The 18792-nt window shown below is 62.0% G+C and carries 12 protein-coding genes and 1 pseudogene; 8 read left to right on the forward strand and 5 right to left on the reverse strand.

Annotated features, from left to right (window positions below; all coding sequences use genetic code 11):
• Window positions 1–2241 carry a xanthine dehydrogenase family protein molybdopterin-binding subunit gene (locus JYK05_RS24175; RefSeq protein ID WP_206470810.1) on the forward strand — a complete coding sequence of 747 codons (2241 nt, stop codon included), beginning with the start codon at window positions 1–3 and terminating at the stop codon, window positions 2239–2241.
• Window positions 2242–2252: 11 nt separating this feature from the next.
• A complete protein-coding gene (locus JYK05_RS24180) occupies window positions 2253–3545 on the forward strand; it encodes a cytochrome c (protein WP_206470811.1) in 1293 nt (430 codons plus the stop codon).
• Between the two features lie 24 nt (window positions 3546–3569).
• Here the strand turns inward: JYK05_RS24180 and JYK05_RS24185 are convergent, their stop codons facing one another.
• The gene (locus JYK05_RS24185) at window positions 3570–3839 is read right to left on the reverse strand and encodes a DUF1488 family protein (protein WP_175945490.1); all 270 of its coding nucleotides are present in this window, start codon (window positions 3837–3839) and stop codon (window positions 3570–3572) included.
• 318 nt (window positions 3840–4157) lie between these two features.
• On the opposite strand from JYK05_RS24185, the gene JYK05_RS24190 reads away from it, so the two are divergent.
• Window positions 4158–4586, forward strand: a complete 429-nt coding sequence (locus JYK05_RS24190; RefSeq protein WP_206470812.1) for a DUF3331 domain-containing protein — start codon at window positions 4158–4160, stop codon at window positions 4584–4586.
• A 25-nt stretch (window positions 4587–4611) separates the two neighbouring features.
• On the opposite strand, the gene JYK05_RS24195 is transcribed toward JYK05_RS24190, so the two are convergent.
• The 3 genes and pseudogenes from JYK05_RS24195 to JYK05_RS24205 all read right to left on the reverse strand — a co-directional run bounded on the left by JYK05_RS24195 (window position 4612) and on the right by JYK05_RS24205 (window position 7549).
• Window positions 4612–6078: an amidase gene (locus JYK05_RS24195; RefSeq protein WP_206470813.1), complete on the reverse strand. Its 1467-nt coding sequence runs from the start codon at window positions 6076–6078 to the stop codon at window positions 4612–4614.
• Between the two features lie 53 nt (window positions 6079–6131).
• A pseudogene (mnmD, locus tag JYK05_RS24200) lies at window positions 6132–6848 on the reverse strand (tRNA (5-methylaminomethyl-2-thiouridine)(34)-methyltransferase MnmD); the annotation flags it as partial.
• Window positions 6845–7549 (reverse strand): YceH family protein, encoded by a 705-nt coding sequence (locus JYK05_RS24205; RefSeq protein ID WP_206470815.1) that lies wholly within the window; start codon window positions 7547–7549, stop codon window positions 6845–6847. The pseudogene mnmD and the gene JYK05_RS24205, both read right to left, overlap by 4 nt.
• 425 nt (window positions 7550–7974) lie before the next feature.
• Here JYK05_RS24205 and JYK05_RS24210 point away from each other — a divergent pair, with 425 nt between their 5' ends.
• Both JYK05_RS24210 and JYK05_RS24215 read left to right on the forward strand, forming a co-directional pair.
• Window positions 7975–9447: a circularly permuted type 2 ATP-grasp protein gene (locus JYK05_RS24210; protein WP_206470816.1), complete on the forward strand. Its 1473-nt coding sequence runs from the start codon at window positions 7975–7977 to the stop codon at window positions 9445–9447.
• Window positions 9448–9490: 43 nt separating this feature from the next.
• Window positions 9491–10555, forward strand: a complete 1065-nt coding sequence (locus JYK05_RS24215; protein WP_206470817.1) for an alpha-E domain-containing protein — start codon at window positions 9491–9493, stop codon at window positions 10553–10555.
• A gap of 9 nt (window positions 10556–10564) precedes the next feature.
• On the opposite strand, the gene JYK05_RS24220 is transcribed toward JYK05_RS24215, so the two are convergent.
• Complete coding sequence (locus JYK05_RS24220; RefSeq protein WP_206470818.1) at window positions 10565–11626, reverse strand: putative zinc-binding metallopeptidase; 1062 nt, start codon at window positions 11624–11626, stop codon at window positions 10565–10567.
• A 125-nt stretch (window positions 11627–11751) separates the two neighbouring features.
• On the opposite strand from JYK05_RS24220, the gene JYK05_RS24225 reads away from it, so the two are divergent.
• Genes JYK05_RS24225 through JYK05_RS24235 form a run of 3 tightly spaced genes read left to right on the forward strand, consistent with a single transcriptional unit; the run spans window position 11752 to window position 18747 of the window.
• Complete coding sequence (locus JYK05_RS24225; RefSeq protein WP_206470819.1) at window positions 11752–15216, forward strand: DUF2126 domain-containing protein; 3465 nt, start codon at window positions 11752–11754, stop codon at window positions 15214–15216.
• A 40-nt stretch (window positions 15217–15256) separates the two neighbouring features.
• Complete coding sequence (locus JYK05_RS24230; RefSeq protein WP_206470820.1) at window positions 15257–17839, forward strand: circularly permuted type 2 ATP-grasp protein; 2583 nt, start codon at window positions 15257–15259, stop codon at window positions 17837–17839.
• Window positions 17839–18747, forward strand: coding sequence for a transglutaminase family protein (locus JYK05_RS24235; protein ID WP_206470821.1), 909 nt, complete (start codon window positions 17839–17841; stop codon window positions 18745–18747). Before JYK05_RS24230 ends, JYK05_RS24235 begins: the two co-directional genes overlap by 1 nt.
• Window positions 18748–18792 lie beyond the last annotated feature (45 nt).

An 18792-nucleotide genomic window follows, 5' to 3' on the forward strand; every position in this document is an offset into this window, starting at 1 on the left:
ATGTCGCGAGGACTACTCGAAGCGGGACGTCATGCGGCTTCCGCCGGATTTTCGCGCCGTTCGTTTCTGAAGCTCGGCCTGACCGCCAGCGTGACCGCGAGTGGCGGCTTTCTCATCGGCTTCAGCTTGCCCGCCGCAAGTCAGGACCAGAGCAAAGGCAAGTCGGTCATCGGTGGAGATGGCGTGGAGCCGGCTCAGGCGGGCGTCTTCGCGCCCAACGCATTCGTGCAGATCGACAAGGCCAGCAAGGTCGTGCTCATCATTCCGAAGGTGGAGATGGGGCAGGGCGTCTATACGTCGTTGCCCATGCTCATTGCAGAAGAACTCGAAGTGCCGATCGATAGCGTCACCATCGACCATGCGCCGCCCGACGAGAAGCTCTTCATGGATCCGCTACTGGGCGGTCAGCTGACAGGCGGCTCCACGTCCGTGCGCTATGCGTGGGAGCCCATGCGCAAGGCCGGCGCGGCAGCGCGCATGATGCTGGTCGCGGCGGCCGCGCAGCAGTGGCAATGCGATGCATCGACATGTCATGCACAAGGCGGCAAGGTCGTGCATGCATCGGGAGATCGCACGGCGAGCTATGGCGAGCTCGTGCAAGCGGCGGCAAGCATGCCGGTTCCGCAAGACAAAGATATCAAGCTCAAAGACCCGAAAGACTTCAAGATCATCGGCACGAAGGTCAGGCGCCTGGATTCGCCGGAAAAGGTGGATGGCACTGCAATGTTCGGGCTGGACGTGCGTTTGCCTGACATGGTCTATGCGGCCATCGTCAATTGCCCGGTATTCGGCGGCAAGCTCGCTTCCGTCGACGATACCAACGCGCGAAAGATTCCCGGCGTGCGGCAAGTGATCAAGTTCGACAACGGCGTTGCGGTCGTCGGCGATCACACGTGGGCTGCCAAGCGAGGCGCCGCGGCATTGTCCATTCACTGGGACGAAGGCGCGGACGGCAACGTGTCCACGAAGCAGATCATCGATGAACTGGCGGTTGCATCGCAGAAGTCAGGCGCCGTCGCGCGAAAGGACGGCGACGTAGGCAAGGGATTCAATGACGCGAAGACACGCGTCGATGCCGTCTATCAACAGCCGTTTCTCGCGCACGCCACGATGGAGCCGGTCAACTGCACGGTGCATGTGCGCCCCGATGGCTGCGACATCTGGCTCGGCTCGCAAGTGCCGACGCGCATCGTCGACGCGGGCGTGGCCATCACCGGATTGCCGCGCGAGAAGATCGTGCTGCATAACCATCTGCTGGGCGGTGGTTTCGGCAGACGGCTCGAAGTCGACATGGCGACGCAGGCGCTCAAGATCGGCAAGCAACTGGGCACGCCGGTGAAGGTCACATGGTCGCGCGAAGAAGACATTCAGCACGACATGTACCGGCCGTACTACTACGACAAGCTCTCGGCCGGCCTCGATGCGAATGGCAAGCCCATTGCGTGGACGCATCGCATCGTGGGTTCGTCCATCATGGCGCGGTTCGCGCCGCCCGCATACAAGAACGGTATCGATCCGGACGCTATCGAAGTCGCGGCCGACCTTCCGTATGACTTCCCGAATCAGGTGATCGAATACGTGCGTCAGGAGCCGCGGCATGTGCCGACTGCTTTCTGGCGCGGCGTGGGCCCGACGCGCGGCACGTTCGTCGTGGAGAGCTTTATCGACGAACTCGCTGTGCAAGCCAAGATCGATCCCGTGCAATACCGGCGAAACCTGCTCAGCAAGACACCGCGCGCGCGCAATGTGCTCGATGTAGCGACGCAGGCGGCCGGCTGGGGCAAGACATCCTTGCCGCAGGGCCAGGGACGCGGCGTATCGGTCATGCATGCGTTCGGCAGTTTCTTTTCGATGGTCGCCGACGTCACCGTCAACAAGGACGGCGAGGTGCGGGTCAATCGCATCGTGTGCGCGGTGGACTGCGGCATGGTCGTCAATCCCAATACGGTGGAAGCGCAAGTGCAGGGCGGCATCATCTTCGGCATCACGGCTGCGCTCTATAGCGAGATCACCATTGAAAACGGCCGCGTGCAGCAGAGCAACTTCACCGATTACCGGATGTTGCGCATCGACGAAACGCCGCCTATCGAAGTGCATATCGTGAAGAGCACCGAAGCGCCGGGGGGAATCGGCGAGCCTGGGACGGCGGCGCTCGCGCCCGCCATCACCAATGCGATCTATGCCGCGACGGGCAAGCGCCTCAGGCAGCTACCGGTCGGCAACCAGTTGCGCAGCGCCTAAGGAGACCCGCCATGAAATTTGCCCTCAGGCCCTTCACGGCCGCGTTTCTTGCGGCGACTGTCGCGCTCGTGGCAGCGCCTTTGACGGCGCGCGCGGATGCGTCGAGCGACGCGCTCGTTGCTCGCGGTGCTTACCTCGCGAAGGCGGGTGATTGCATCGCATGTCACTCCGCGCCACGCGGCAAGCCCATGGCAGGAGGCTTGCCCATGACGACCCCGCTTGGCGCCATCTACACGACGAACATCACGCCGGACCCGGATACGGGCATCGGCCGCTATACCGAACAAGACTTCGCGCGCGCACTGCGCGAAGGCGTCGCGAAGGATGGCCACAATCTTTATCCGGCCATGCCTTACCCCTCGTACGCGAAGATCAACGACGAGGACATGCATGCGCTCTACGCTTACTTCATGCATGGCGTGACGCCAGTCAAGCAGGCCAACCGCGCAGCGGATATCAAATGGCCGCTCAACATGCGCTGGCCGCTCAAGCTCTGGAACGCGGTCTTTCTCGACAAAGGCGTCTATAAGGACAAGGCCGGTAAGGACGTGGCATGGAACCGCGGCGCGTATCTGACGCAAGGTCTCGGGCACTGCGGCGCGTGCCACACGCCGCGCGGCATCGCGTTTCAGGAGAAGGGGCTCGACGAGAGCAGCACGGCGTATCTGACGGGCGGCGTGCTCGACAACTGGTTCGGTTCCAACTTGACTGGAGAGCACAACACCGGGCTCGGGCGCTGGTCGGAGCAGGACCTTGTCGCATTCCTGAAGACGGGCGCCAACGCGCACGCGACTGCGTTCGGTTCGATGACGAGCGTGGTCAACAACAGCACGCAGATGCTCACCGATCAGGACGTGACCGCGATGGCGCATTATCTGAAGTCATTGCCGGCCGCGGGCGGCAACGGCAACGCGCCTTATTCATACGATTCGAAGGCGACGAAAGTGTCGTTGACGCGTCCGGCATCGGATTCCGGCGCGCGGGTGTATGCGGCCTTCTGCATGCATTGCCACGGCATCGACGGGCGGGGTTTCGCGCCCATGCTTTCGCCGCTTGCCGGCAATCCGAATCTGCTGGAGAAAGATCCCTCTTCGCTGATTAATGTGACGCTGAACGGCACTGAGAATCTCGTGATTCAAGGCGTGCCCGCGCCGTATCCGATGCCGCGATACGCACCCGTTCTGAATGATCAGCAGATAGCGGATGTGGTGACTTTTATCCGTGGCGCATGGAACAACAACATGCCGGCTGTGCAGCCCGAGGACGTGGCGAAGATGCGCAAGGCAACAGAGGCCGCGCGCTAGCCGCGTGTTTAGGGGCGCGCGGCGTCAGGAGGAAAAATCGATCACGTCCAAATGAATGGAATTGGACGGATGCGCCAAAAACTTCCGATGCACGCGCGCGCTAATGCGTTCGTAGCCGTCGTTCAAGGCTTTCAGCAGGCGCTCGTCGCTCGCGCCGACGGGCGCCCAGAAACATTGTTCCAGCGCCTTGCGCGTGATGTTGCAGTGAATTTCCCGCTCGCGGGAAAACGCGACGAAGCTGACCGTGGCACGGTCCGCCGAAATGGTCGCATTAATGCAGAGCTTGCTTGTCATGATTCGACAGGAGGTTTGCGTTCGCTGCTTTTATTTTGTCAGAAATCGAAGAGGGTGCGCATCCTCGTTCCGTTGCAACGTGCGCCAGCCGCCACACGCGGGCAGCGCGTTTATCGAACGGCCGTTCGCACAAATTGCGCAATTGCCGCTTGACAAAAGCCGGGCAAGAAAATGAAACGACGCTTGCTCAGTTGTACTACCCTTAGAACCGTCTTCGTATGAGTGAGCGCAGAGTCGATCCATCGCGCTCGCAGTGTTTCCTACAACGTCAACACGTAATGCGAGACAGGCGCGCATTGCGACAAGCCGGAGCGGAGCATGAAGCATCCCTCGCTATTGGATCCGTGGAGCCGTACCCTCGCCATGCTCGACAATCGTTCGGGCCGCTGCGCTCATTCCGCGCAAGCGACAGCGCCGGTGTCGCGCTCTGTCGAAAGCCGCGGGCGCGGCAACGTGACTACCTCGAACGGTCACGTGCCTGCGGCCAACATTCGGTTACTCGAGCGCCTAAGCGAATCCACGCTCGCGCTTTCATGGCACGACCCGACATCGTTTAATTATTCCGAGCAGGTGTGGGCGCTCTGCACTGCGCGCAAGGGCGGCGTCTGCGCGCTGAGCGGTCAGGCCATTCGCCGTGGACAACCCGTCTATCGGCCGCGGCGCGTCGGCAGTTCAGTGCCGTTGAATAGCGGCGCGATGATTCTCGCACTCGCGCTTACGCCCGCCGTTCACGAGTCGACGGAATGACGTCGGGCTCAACCTGTCACCCAACTTAACTGAGCAAAGGGCTGCGCGTTTTCGAATAGCCGCTGGCACGGTCATACGCAAGTCCCATTTGCAGCACGGCAAGGTCCATCTGCGCCGCGCCGATGATCTGAAGGCCCATCGGCAGGCCGTTGGAACCGAAGCCGGCCGGCGCGCATAGCGCCGGTAACGAAGCCATTGTTGCCGGCACGACCGCTTCCATCCAGCGGTGATAGGTGTCCATGTTGCGCTGGCCGATTGAAGACGGCCAGTGCATCTCCGCATCGAAGGGGAAGACCTGCGCGGCCGGCATCACCAGAAAGTCGAAGCGTGCGAAGAGCGCGTTGATCGCCCGATACCACGCCGAGCGGTCGCGCACGGCGTCATACACCTGTTCTCCCGAAAGCCGCAGCCCCCGCTCGATTTCCCACACGGCTTCGGGTTTGAGCATCGCGCGGCGCGTTTCGTCGCGGTAAAGCGGCGCATTGGCACCGGCGAACGCAAAGCTGCGCAAGTCGAGCCACGCTTGCCATAAGCGCTCCATATCGAAGTCCACGCGCGCCGCTTCTACCGAGCACCCAGCCGCTTCGAAATGGCACAACGCGGACGCGCACGTGTCGAGCACGCCGGCTTCCATCGGCAGATGACCGTCGAGGTCTGCCAGCCAACCGATGCGCGTGCCGCGCATATCGCGTTCAAGCGTGGACGAGAAGTCGGAAGGCGCGTCGCTCCGACGAGAGAGCGGCGCGCGCGCGTCGAAGCCCGCCTGAACGGACAGCAGCAAGCCGAGGTCTTCCACTGAGCGCGCAATAGGGCCTACGACGCTGAATTGCTGGAAGAAGACATCATCGCTGGGACCGTAAGGCACGCATCCGGGCGAACTGCGAAATCCGAATACGTTGTTGAATGCGGCGGGTGTTCGCAGCGAGCCCATCATGTCGGTGCCATCGGCGAAAGGTAGCATGTGAAGCGCGACTGCAACGGCCGCACCGCCACTGCTCCCGCCCGCCGACCGCGATAGATCGAACGCATTGCGCGTGGTGCCATACACAGGGTTATAGGTATGACCGCCGAGGCCGAACTCAGGCGAGTTGGTTCGCCCGATAAAGATCGCGCCAGCACGCCGCATACGCTCGAACACGATGGCATCCGCCTGACTGACTTCGCCTGCAAAAATGTGTGATCCCTTGGTCGTCACCATGTCTGCGACAGGCAGGATGTCCTTAGGTGCTTGAGGAAGTCCGTGCAACGGGCCGAGACTTTCACCGCGCGATAACTGCGCGTCGCGCGCCTGCGCGAGAGCGAGAAGCGCATCGCGATCTTGCATAGCGACGATTGCATTGACTCGCGGATTCAGGCGGTCCACTTGCGCGAGATACGCCTGCATCACTTCCGCGCATGAGACGTCGCGGGCGTGAATGGCTCGGGAAAGCGCGCAGGCATCGAGCGACACGATATCGTTTCGCGCATGCGAATCAAAGTGCGTTGTGGGCATCGCGTCATTCCTTTTAGCTGAAGCATTAGCGGACACCAGCGTGCTTACGATGTCGCGCGCTGGCCGGTGAGCATGGCGCGCTTGCCTGCAAAGCCCGGCGTCTTGCGATACACGAAACCATGTTCGAGCAGCGCCCGCTTCACGAGTCCGGCGCTCGTGTAAGTGGCAAAGGTTGCATCGGTTTTCGCGAGGCGCGAGAGCATGGCGAAGGTGTCGGGCGTCCACATATCCGGGTTCTTCTTCGGCGCGAAGCCGTCGAGATAGATGGCATCCGCGGTGAAGCCGAGTGCCAGAGCCAAAGGCCACGCATCGGCGATATCGGAGAAAATCAGCGTCAATGCCAGTGCGCCGGACGCAAACATCAGTCGATGCACGCCCGGCCTGAGCGGCGGCCATGCGCAAGCCAACTCATCCGCGAGCGGGCTGATGGACGCATCGTCGATGATGGCCGCATGCGCGCGCCTCAAATCGTCTGCGCTGAACGGATGCTTTTCGATCGACACGAATTCGAGCCTTTCCGGGCGATGTGGATGTGTGCGCCACATCGACCACGTCGCCAGGAAATTGATTCCCATGCCGAAGCCGGTTTCGATGACGTTGAAGGACGTTTGTCCGCGCCAACGTTCAGGCAGACCATTTCCTTCCAGAAAGACATAGCGTGCTTGCGCGAGCGCCCCCGACGCACTGTGATAAATATCGTCGTGCCTCGGACAAAACGGCGTGCCGTCGGCGCGAAACGCCAGCGACGCGGGCAAGATCGGCGTCGTCATGTCTGCGATGGCTTGTCCAGTGCAATGCCCAATTCACTCGCCATGTGCTCGACCATCGCGCGCAATTCCGTCACTTCTTGAGCAAGCCGCCTGTGGTCCGCCTTCAGCGCCTCGAATTCCGACAACGAATGCGACGCGCCCGCCGACGCGTCCTGAGAAGGCGCATCGCTCAGACTCACTTCTCCGCATAGCAGGTGCATCCAGCGGCTCTCGCGCTCGCCGGGCGTACGCGGAAGCTTCACCACGCGGGGCGGGTCGCTTTCGGCGAGCTCTTCGAGAAAGCTTTCGACTGACGATATATCGGCGAAGCTATGCAAGCGCGCGCTGTTCGCGCGCAGTTCGGCCGCTGTTTGGGGGCCGCGCAAGAAGAGCGTCGCCAGCAACGCGACGGACTGGCTGGGAATGCCCATCACCCGATTGATGTTGTGTTCGAAACGCGGCACGCGGCTGCTGCTGCCCTCGATGACAAGCGAAAGGCGCTTCAGGCCGTCGATGGTCGTCAGCACTTCGTCTTCGGTCACGCTCATCACCGGCGAACGCGCGGTCTTCTGATTGCAACCCGCAGTGAGTGAATTCAGCGATAGAGGGTAGGTGTCGGGCACCGTCTGCTGCTTTTCGACGAGCACGCCCAGCACGCGCGCCTCGAGCGGAGTGAGTTCGCGCAAGCAGGAACGAGGGGCGCTTTGAGAAGGTGTGTTCATGAACGGTCAGAGTGATTCGCCAAGATCCCTATGATACCGGCGCCCGCCGCGTGCCAACGAAGCGCACCGTCGTGCGGCACGACATTGGCTATGGCAGTGTGCACGAGGCGCGGGGCCGCGCTCTTTTGGTGCAGCGATGACTCATTGCTCGATGCTTCTTCCATGCGTTCAACGAATTGGACATCTGCTTACGACTTGGCATCGAAGTTGCTCGTTCCGTTCTCGGCACTGGGCCGCCCGCGCAATGGATGCAAGGACCGAAGGCATCGCGCTTCGAGGTCGCCTATGAAACCCGCAAGCCGAATGCGCCGCACGGTCATTCGGTGCGCCGCGTCGTCAGGCTCTTCAAGTCATTGCGAGTGCAACCAGAACACCAACCACAAGGGGATCCGTTCCCGGCACGCACTTGATAGGAAAGACCCGCCATGACGCAAGCATTCTTCAACGAGATGTTCGAGCAAAGCCAGCTCGAAGCGCGGGGAGTACCGGCGTCGGCATTTCCTGCCGCGGGCGCACCCCGCACGCACTACCGTGAATTCATGGAGTGGTTGAGCGCGCAAAGCGAAAGACAGATCGATCTCAAGCGCGCGGAGGCGGACCTGAATTTTCGCCGCGTCGGCATTACGTTCGCGGTCTACGGCAAGAGCGACGTACCGGGCATCATTCCCGAACGCACCATTCCGTTCGACGTCATTCCGCGCATTTTTCCCGCGGATGAGTGGAAGGCGCTCGAACGCGGTCTCAGGCAGCGCGTGAACGCGCTCAACCGCTTTATACACGACATCTATCACGATCAGGACATCATTCGCGCGGGCATCATTCCGGAAGCGCAGATCGTGGGCAATGCGCAGTATCGGCCGCAGATGCGCGGTGTCGATGTGACGCGCAATATCTACGCGCATATTGCCGGCATCGATATCGTGCGTGCCGGTCAGGGCGAGTTCTACGTCCTCGAGGATAACTTGCGCGTGCCGTCTGGCGTGTCGTACATGCTGGAAAACCGCAAGATGATGATGCGGCTCTTTCCCGATCTCTTCGCCCGCAATCGCGTCGCGCCGATCGCGCATTATCCCGACTTGCTGCTCGATACGTTGCGCGCGGCTGCGCCCGCCGGCGTGGACAATCCGACGATCGTCGTGATGACCCCCGGCATGTACAACTCGGCCTATTTCGAGCATGCGTTTCTGGCCCAGCAAATGGGCGTGGAACTGGTGGAAGGGCAAGACCTCTTCGTCGACGGCGGCTATGTTTATATGCGGACGACGCAAGGTCCGCAGCGAGTGGACGTCATATACCGGCGCGTCGATGACGACTTTCTCGACCCGCTCGTCTTTCGCCCGGATTCGGCTTTGGGCGTAGCCGGGCTGATATCGGCTTATCGCGATGGGCGCGTTTCATTGTGCAATGCGGTGGGCACGGGTATCGCTGACGACAAGTCCATTTATCCGTATGTGCCGGACATGGTGCGCTTCTATCTTGGTCAGGAGCCGATACTCAACAATGTGCCGACGTGGATGTGCCGCAAGCCCGATGACTTGAAGTACGTGCTCGATCATTTGCCAGAACTAGTCGTCAAGGAAACGCATGGCGCGGGCGGCTACGGGATGCTGGTCGGGCCGTCGTCCACGGTCGCGCAGATTGCCGAGTTTCGGGCGGTGCTCGAAGCGAATCCCGAGAAGTACATCGCGCAGCCGACACTCGCGTTGTCCACCTGTCCGACTTACGTGGAAGCGGGCATCGCGCCGCGTCATATCGACCTGCGTCCGTTCGTCCTGTCGGGCACGGACGTGCGCATGGTGCCGGGCGGACTGACGCGCGTTGCATTGCGCGAAGGTTCATTGGTCGTGAATTCGTCACAAGGCGGCGGAACCAAGGATACGTGGGTATTGGAACGCTAGAACACGCACTCGAGACCATCACAATACATACGCGAGACTACCCATGCTGAGCCGTACCGCGGATCATCTCTTCTGGATGGCGCGCTATACCGAGCGTGCCGAAAACACCGCGCGGATGCTCGACGCGAATTATCAACTGTCGCTCTTGCCTCAGTCCGACGAATACGCAGAACTCGGCTGGCGGGCGATGCTCTCGATCTCCGAGTTGAGCGGCATCTATTCCGCCGCGCATCGCAGCATGAAAAGCCGCGACGTGATCGACTTCATGGCGCGCGATATCTCGAATCCGTCGTCCATCGTCAGTTGCCTGCGTGCGGCGCGCGAGAACGCGCGCGCCGTGCGCAGTTCCACTAACAGCGAGCTATGGGAAACACTCAATACGACATGGCTCGACTGTCAGCGCATGCTCGATGACGGCATTCTGGAGCGCGAGCCGTACGAATTCTTCGAGTGGGTCAAGTTCCGCTCGCACTTATCGCGCGGCGTTCAACTCGGCACTTTGGTCAAGGACGACGCGTTTTACTTCATGCGTCTCGGCACTTTCGTCGAGCGTGCCGATAACACGGCGCGCATTCTCGACGTTAAGTTCGAAATGATGGAGCAGCGCGCCGACACGTCCGCGCAGCCGTTCGACTATCACCATTGGACAGCGGTACTCGGGTCCGTTTCGGGGTTCGAGGTGTATCGCAAGGTCTATCGCGATGTCATCACACCCGAGCGCGTTGCCGATCTGCTCATTCTCTATCGCGACTGGCCGCGTTCGCTCGCAGCGAGTCTTGCGGAAGTCGAGCAGCACATCATTCACGTGACGAAGGGACGCGATGCCGAAGCCGTGCGGCTTGCGGCGCAACTCAGTGCGGAACTGAGAAACGGCGATATCGGCGAGATTCTGCAAGGGGGCTTGCACGCGTACCTCGTGAGTTTTCTGGCACGCGTGAATGAGCTTGCGAGCAGCATCAGCCGCGAGTTTCTCTTGCCAATAGCGGCTGAGTTGCCGCCGCCCACTCAGAGTCAGAGCCAAGGCCAGACCCAGACCCAGACTCAGACTCAGACGAACGGCGGATCGCAAGCGGAATCGCCGGTGCAGTCACAGAGTTCGTCGAGTTGAACCGTGCGTTCAACGCTTGGCCGCGGCAGCGACGACACGATGAACAAAACGCAGCTTGTCGATAACGGGCGGGGCCAGCGTGAACGGGTAACCATCCGGCATGCCGAGACTCCGGTTCAGGCTGTTCAGTGCATACGTGAGCGGAAACCAGCGTTTCATCAGGTCGTCGAACGTGCTTTCCTCGATAGGCGTGGTGTCCGTGAGCGTCGGTTCATGTGGGCTGTCGGGCACGAGAACGAGGCCGCACGATACGGCCGTATCCATCGTATCGACGATATGCAGGTAATGCGCCCACGTCTCGGCCCAGTCCTCCCACGGATGCATCGTTGCATACGCGCTGATGTAGTTCTCTGCCCAGTTCGCGGGCGGGCCTTCCTTGTAATGGCGATCCAGCGCGGCCGCATAGTCCTGCTGTTCATCGCCGAATGCGGTTCTGAACGGCGCGACGCGCGGCGTGTCCGCGATGAGGCGATCGAAGAAATAGTGCCCTGTTTCATGGCGGAAATGGCCGAGCAACGTGCGGTACGGCTCATGCATCGCGGAGCGCACTTTCTCGCGATGCGCGTCATCCGCTTCGGCGATGTTGAGCGTGATGATTCCGTTGTTGTGTCCTGTCATGACGCCGCGTCCTTCCTCGTCTCCTTCGAGGAACTGGAATTCGAGGCCATGTTCCGGGTCTTGCTGACGCGACTGCACGGTCAGGCCGAGATCCGAGAGCGTGAAGAGCAGGCGGCGTTTGGCTGTCTCCAGCCGATACCAGTAAAGGCGGTTGCCGGGCGTCTCAAGGTTAGGGATGGTGCTCGTCAACTGGCACGACGAACAAAGCGGCTCTTCGGAATCCGCAGGGACCATCCAGTTGCAGACATTCTCGACCGCATAGTTGTGGCACGGGCGATAGAGCTGATCTTTGGCGAGCGGATGCAGGCTCTTCCACGTGCCGTCCTCCGTCTCGTCGAATGCACTGATCTGACTGAGTTCGGGAACATAGCCGAGCTTCGCGCCGCAGTTCTCGCAATGGGTGTTTTCGAAGAACACAAGCTGATCGCAGCGGTTGCAGTGAAAGGTCTTCATTGTGTGAGCCGGAAGGAGGGATGGGTCCGGGTGCTGCCCGGAAGTCAGCGCCATGCTGCAAACAACGTGCCTCTTGCAAAGGTTCAGGGTTCAGTCGTTAGCTGCAAATCGAAAAAGGAGTCGGTGTGTCCATACGTGTCGCGTTGAACCATGTTACGCATTATCGCTACGACCGGCTCGTCGGTCTCTCGCCGCAAGTCGTTCGCTTGCGGCCCGCTCCGCATTGCCGCACGCCGATTCTGTCTTACTCGATGCGTGTCGAACCGGTGGATCACTTCATCAACTGGCAGCAGGACGCATTCGCCAATTACCAGGCGCGCCTCGTTTTTCCCGAGAAAACGCGTGAATTTAAGGTAACGGTCGATCTCGTGGCCGAGATGGCGGTCTACAACCCGTTCGACTTTTTCCTCGAACCGTCTGCTGAATCGTTTCCCTTCAGCTATGCGCCCGAGTTGCTGCACGACCTCGCGCCTTACATGATCAAGCGCGAACTGACGCCGCGATTTGCCGCGTTTGTGGAGAGCATCGACCGTTCGGCGCAACCCACAGTCGACTTTCTCGTCGGACTGAATCAGCGCCTCTCGCGTGAGATCCGTTATCTCATCCGAATGGAGCCGGGCGTGCAAACGCCGGAAGAAACGCTTGTGAGCGCGGCGGGCTCTTGCCGCGATTCGGGCTGGCTGCTTGTCGAGACGTTGCGGCATCTCGGGCTCGCAGCGCGCTTCGTCTCGGGCTATCTGCTGCAGCTTGCACCGGATGTCAAGTCGCTCGAAGGCCCCAGTGGCACCGACGTCGATTTCACCGATCTTCATGCGTGGTGCGAAGTGTTCTTGCCGGGCGCCGGCTGGATCGGGTTTGATCCGACCTCCGGCCTGCTCGCGGGCGAAGGTCACATACCGGTCGCGTGCACGCCCGAGCCGGATAGCGCGGCGCCTGTCACCGGCGCAGTGGATGAATGCGAAGTCGAGTTCGGGCATTCCATGTCGATCGCGCGCGTGCGTGAAACGCCGCGGGTGACGAAGCCTTATAGCGAGGAGGACTGGCAGGCCGTGCTGCGCATGGGCGAACAGGTCGATGCGCAGCTCAACGCATCGGACGTGCGTCTCACGATGGGCGGCGAGCCGACCTACGTCTGCGTGCGTGACCGCGATGCACCGGAGTGGAACACGGACGCGCTCGGCCCGACGAAGCGCGCGTACGCGGTATCGCTGATGGACAAGCTGCGCGCGCAATATGGCGCAGGCGGTTTCCTGCATATCGGGCAGGGCAAGTGGTATCCGGGAGAGCAACTGCCGCGCTGGGCGCTGTCGCTCTTCTGGCGCGCAGACGGCGAGCCTTGCTGGCACGATCCCGCGCTGTTCGCCGACGAAAGGCAGCCCGCGAATTACACCGCGGACGACGCCGCCCGCTTCATCCGTCACCTCGCGGGCAAGCTGTCTTTGAATGCAGAATACATTCAGCCTGGTTACGAGGACACGTGGTACTACTTGTGGCGCGAACGCCGTCTGCCTGTCAATGTCGACCCGTTCGACTCGCGCCTGGACGACGAACTCGAGCGCGTGCGCTTGCGCCGGGTATTCGATGCAGGGCTGCCGTCGGTCACGGGCTACGCGTTGCCGATTGCCCGCGAAGAAGGCGCGGGTGACCGGCCGGGCCGCTGGACAACCGGCCCGTGGTTCTTCCGCGATGAGCGGATGTACTTGGTTCCGGGCGACTCGCCGATGGGCTATCGCTTGCCGCTGGACTCGCTGCCATGGGTTGCCGAAGCCGACTATCCGTGGCAGCACGAACACGATCCGTTCGCGCCTTCCGTGCCGCTGCGTCGCGCCGCAGAACTGCGCATGCAGTACGCCGACCATAATGACGCATTCGGCATGCAGCATGCAGAACGCAAAATTCCGAACGACGCCATTCAAGACTCCACCGGCGAAGCAACGCAAGCCGCTATCGCCGCCGCGAAGAGCCGCATGCCCGAGCGCGGCGAGTCTGCCGGCTGGATCGCGCGTACCGCGATCTGCGTCGAAGCACGCGACCCGGCGCGCGCGGCCGGTCCGAAAGTCGAAGCGGCAGCGCTCGAGGAGTCAGGCAAGGGCAACAAGCTGATGCATGTGTTCATGCCGCCGCTCGTTGCGCTCGACGACTATCTCGACATGCTCGCGGCGGTGGAAGCGACCGCCGCCGATCTCGGCATTCCGGTCATCATCGAGGGCTACCCGCCGCCGCGGGACGCGCGCCTGAAGGTGCTCCAGGTGACGCCCGATCCCGGCGTCATCGAAGTGAACATTCATCCGGCGTCGAACTGGGCGGAGCTCGTCGAGCACACCGAATACCTCTATGACGCCGCGCACGAGTCGTATCTGAGTCCGGAGAAGTTCATGCTCGATGGCCGGCATACCGGCACGGGCGGCGGCAATCACTTCGTACTAGGCGGAGCGACGCCGCCCGACAGCCCGTTTCTGCGGCGCCCGGATCTGCTCGCGAGCCTGATCGCGTACTGGCACAATCATCCGTCGCTATCGATGCTGTTTTCAGGGCTATTCATTGGACCGACGAGCCAGGCCCCGCGCATCGACGAAGCGCGCAACGATCAGGTGTACGAGCTCGAGATCGCGTTCGCCGAATTGCAGCGGCAAGTCGATCTGCTCGGCGGGCGCGGCAGTGCCAAAGTGCCGCCGTGGCTCATCGACCGGATACTGCGCAACATCCTGATCGACGTGACCGGCAATACGCATCGGGCGGAATTCTGCATCGACAAATTGTATTCACCCGACGGTCCCACCGGCCGCCTCGGTCTGCTCGAACTGCGTGGATTCGAAATGCCGCCGCACGCGCGCATGAGTCTCGTGCAGCAACTGTTGCTGCGCGCGCTCGTCGCGCGGTTCTGGCAGAAGCCTTATACGGCGCGGCTCACGCGCTGGGGCACGGAGCTGCATGATCGCTTCATGCTCGGCACCTTCGTGCAGATGGACTTCGACGATGTCATCGCGGAGCTGCGTGACGCGGGCTTCGCCTTCGAGAAGGACTGGTTCGCACCGCATTTTGAATTCCGTTTTCCGGTCGTCGGCGCATACGAAACAGGCGGCATCGCGATGACCATCCGCCACGCGCTGGAACCGTGGCACGTAATGGGCGAGGAGGGCATGATCGGCGGCACCGTGCGCTATGTCGATTCGTCTGTCGAAAGGCTCGAAGTGCGCGTGCTTGGGCTCAATGGCAACCGTCATGTCGTGACTGTGAACGGTGAACGTTTACCGCTGCAACCCACCGGGCGCGTCAGCGAGTTCGTCGCGGGCGTGCGCTTTCGCGCGTGGGCGCAAGCCACGTCATTGCATCCGACCATCGGCGTGCATGCGCCGCTGACTTTCGATATCGTGGATACATGGACCGGTCGCGCGATCGGCGGCTGCCAGTATCATGTCGCGCATCCGGGCGGCCGCAACTACCAGACGTTCCCTGTAAACGCGTACGAGGCCGAGAGTCGTCGGCGCGCGCGCTTCTTCGCGAGCGGTCATACACCGGGCGCGATGCATGTGGGAACACGCGAGCCCAGCCTCGAATTTCCGTTCACGCTCGACTTGCGCCGCACATGAAAGCCAATGAAAACGCGCAGGCATGACAAGTGAGGCCATCTTGGCGTTTCAATCGACATTGCCTTTCGATACCACGGCCGCGCGCACCGACGCTTTGGCGCGCCTGCGCGCGTTGCCTGTGCGGGAAGGGCATTGGGACGAATTGCGCGACGCGTCGGGGCACATGCGCGAGCCGTGGCGCCGGTTCTTCGAATTGCTCGGCGAGCAGGGCATCGCGCGTCTCGACGACGGCGTGGCAGCCGTCGCGCGGCAGGTGCGCGATAACGACATCACCTACAACGTCTATGCCGATAACGGCGAGCCGCGCGCATGGTCGCTCGATCTCTTGCCGCTATTGATCGACGAGCGCGAATGGGCGGTCATCGAACGGGGCGTTGCGCAGCGCGCCCGCCTGATGGAGGCCATCGTTGCCGACGTGTACGGTGCGCAAACGCTTCTGCAACGAGGACTCTTGCCTGCTGCGCTCGTCTTTGGGCATCCGGGTTATCTGCGCCCCGTGAGAGGTTTTGTGCCTGCAAACGGGGGCTATTTGCAGATCGTCGCGATCGATCTCGCGCGTGCGCCCTCGGGCGAATGGACCGTCATCGCGCATCGCACGGAGGCGCCGTCGGGATTGGGCTACGCGCTCGAGAACCGCATGATCGTGGCGAGTCTTTTCAGCGATGCCTTTCGGACGCTGCGCATCAACGGGCTTGCATCGACTTATTCGCAACTTGTCGCGACGCTGGCACAGGCTGCCCGAGCCATCATGCGCGATGACGAAAGCGCCCGTGGCGACGCGCCTCACATTGCGCTGTTGAGTCCGGGGCCGTTCAGCGAAACGTACTTCGAGCACATCTTTCTTGCGCGTTATCTGGGTGTGACGCTCGTGGAAGGCAAGGACCTGACAGTACGCCACGACAAGCTGTACCTGAAAACGCTGGCGGGCCTCTCCCGCGTGCATGCCGTGCTGAGGCGTCTGGATGATGCGTTCTGCGATCCTGTCGAGTTGCGCGCGGATTCGACCATCGGGGTTCCGGGACTGTTGCAGGTCATGCGCGCGGGCAACGTAGCGGTCTCTAATGTGCCCGGCGCGGGCTTCACGGAATCGCCTGCTCTTCATGCGTTTCTGCCAGGCATTGCGCGTGCGCTGCTGAACGAGGATTTGCATCTGCCGACCGTGCCGACGTGGTGGTGCGGCGAAGACGCCGCGCGACAAGAAGCCTTCGAAAAGCTCGATCGCGCTTTCGTGGTGCCCACCTGGGGCGGCTCGCACGAGGATGGCGCACCTGGCATCGAAGCAGGATCGCAGGCGCTTGCTGGATGGCGTGAGCGCATCGAGCGCGCGCCCGACATGTTCACCGTGCAGGAGGATCTGCCGTTTTCCAGCGCGCCGCGCTTCCACGATGGCGCGCTCGGCTCGCGCTCGTGTGTCCTGCGCGCCTATGCGATAGCGCGTCCCGACGGAAGCTTTAGCGTGATGCCCGGCGGCTTCACGCGCCTCGCAGCGGACAAGCGAGCCACAGTATCTATGCAATTCGGCGGCAGCAGCGTGGATACATGGGTGATGTGCAGCCATCCGGGTCCTGCGGTGCCGCTGCGTCCATCGCCCGTGCCGCCCGGTGAGTTGCGCAAGCATCGCGTGGTGTCGAGCCGCGCGGCCGAGAATCTGTTCTGGGCCGGACGTTATGGCGAACGCGCCGAGAACAACGTGCGTCTTTGCCGTCTGTTGCTCGGCACGCTCGAAGTCAGTGATGCCGATGAGATGTTCCCCACGCTCGTCGAACTGGCCGCGCAATGCGGCCTCATTCCGTCCATCGATACGCTTGCGCGAAGCTCGCCACACGCATTCGAGCGCGTGCTCGTCGCTGGACTGGCGGAAGCGGCATCGGCCACGAGCGTCGGCGGCAATCTCGCGAATCAGGCGCATGCATGCGGCGAGATTCGCGACCGGCTTTCCACCGATCACTGGCGCACGATTCTCGCGGCGCGCAATGACTTTCGCGATGCACTGGCGCGCATCGGCCTCATCACGCCCGACATGCCGCGAGACTATGACCGCGTAATGCTGAGCGGCGCGCTGGAACATCTCGCGACTCAACTGCTCGCGATTAGCGGCGCGCAAGGCGATCGCATGACACGCGATGAAGCGTGGCGCATGATTTTCATCGGCAGGATGATCGAGCGCGTGTCGACGATGGCGACGTTTCTGCGCGTGTTCGCGGCGCAAGGCACGTTGACGCACCCAGCTGGCTTCGATCTGCTCCTGCAACTCTTCGACACCACGCTCACCTATCGCTCACTTTATCCGGGACGGCTCGAAGCGGCCGCGTTGATCGACCTGATCGTCGTGGACCCGACGAATCCGCGCGGACTGTATGGCGTGCTGGCCCGCTTGCGCGCGAAGCTGGATGAGATGGTGAAGACCGCGGGCGCAGCCCGTCGCGCGCATTTCACGGGCATTTCGCTCGATATCGATACCTTGCCACCCCTCGATGCCTTGTGCGAGGCAGACGAGAACGGGCGGTTCGGCGCGCTCGTCCTGTTGTGCGATCGGCTGCTTGCGTCGGTGAGCGCGGCATCGAATGAAGTCAGCGCCCATTATTTCAGTCACGCGAATTCCATCGCTGCGCAGGTGTCCTAATGATCGCAACGACCGGAAAGGCGACAAGCTCGACGACGCTCGCAGTCACGCATCGCACGACGTATCGCTATTCCACGCCGGTCGAGATTGCGCAGCACCTTGCCACCATTCGTCCCCTGCATACTCCGTGGCAGCAGGTCATCGCTCATACGGAACGCATCGAACCGGCGCCGTCATACGTGCATAGCCGCGTCGATGCATTCGGCAATGATTTGCTCTATTTCTCGCTGGACGCGCCGCATGAGCGTCTTTCGATGACGAGCGAAACCACGGTGCGTCTCAGCCCACGCTGGACGAAGCTGGATCCGCACGCGACGCCGCCCTGGGAAGATGTCGCGCAACGGCTGCGCTATAGAGCCGGCGCGGCGTTCGTCCGTGAATCGGAATACTGTTACGCGTCGCCCAACATCGAGTTGACTCAGGCGTTGCGTAGATACGCGTTTCCGAGCTTCAAGCGGGGCACGGCGCTGATCGCGGGCGCAATCGATCTCATGCACCGCATTCATGCCGACTTCACATACCGGCCTTCATCCACCGCATTCGATACGCCCGCCACGCGCGCTTTCGAATTGCGCCACGGCGTCTGTCAGGATTTCGCGCAAGTGATGATCGGCTGTCTGCGCACGTTAGGCTTGCCGGCGCGTTATGTGAGCGGCTATCTGCGCAACGACCCGCCGCCCGGTCAACCGAGACTGATCGGCGCCGATGCGTCGCACGCGTGGGTGTCGGTGCATTGCCCGCAAAGCGGGTGGATCGACCTCGATCCGACCAACGACGTGCTCGCCGATCTCGATCACGTGACGCTTGCGACGGGCCGCGATTACAGCGACGTGTCCTTGTTGCGCGGCATGATACTCGGCGGCGGATCGCATCATGTCGACGTTGCCGTGAACGTTCTTGCGCTATAAAAGCCGGCATAGTTGTGCTTTTATGCGCTACGGCGGCAGCAATTC

The sequence above is a fragment of the Caballeronia sp. M1242 genome (genome assembly GCF_017220215.1).
In the GTDB taxonomy this organism is placed as follows: domain Bacteria; phylum Pseudomonadota; class Gammaproteobacteria; order Burkholderiales; family Burkholderiaceae; genus Caballeronia.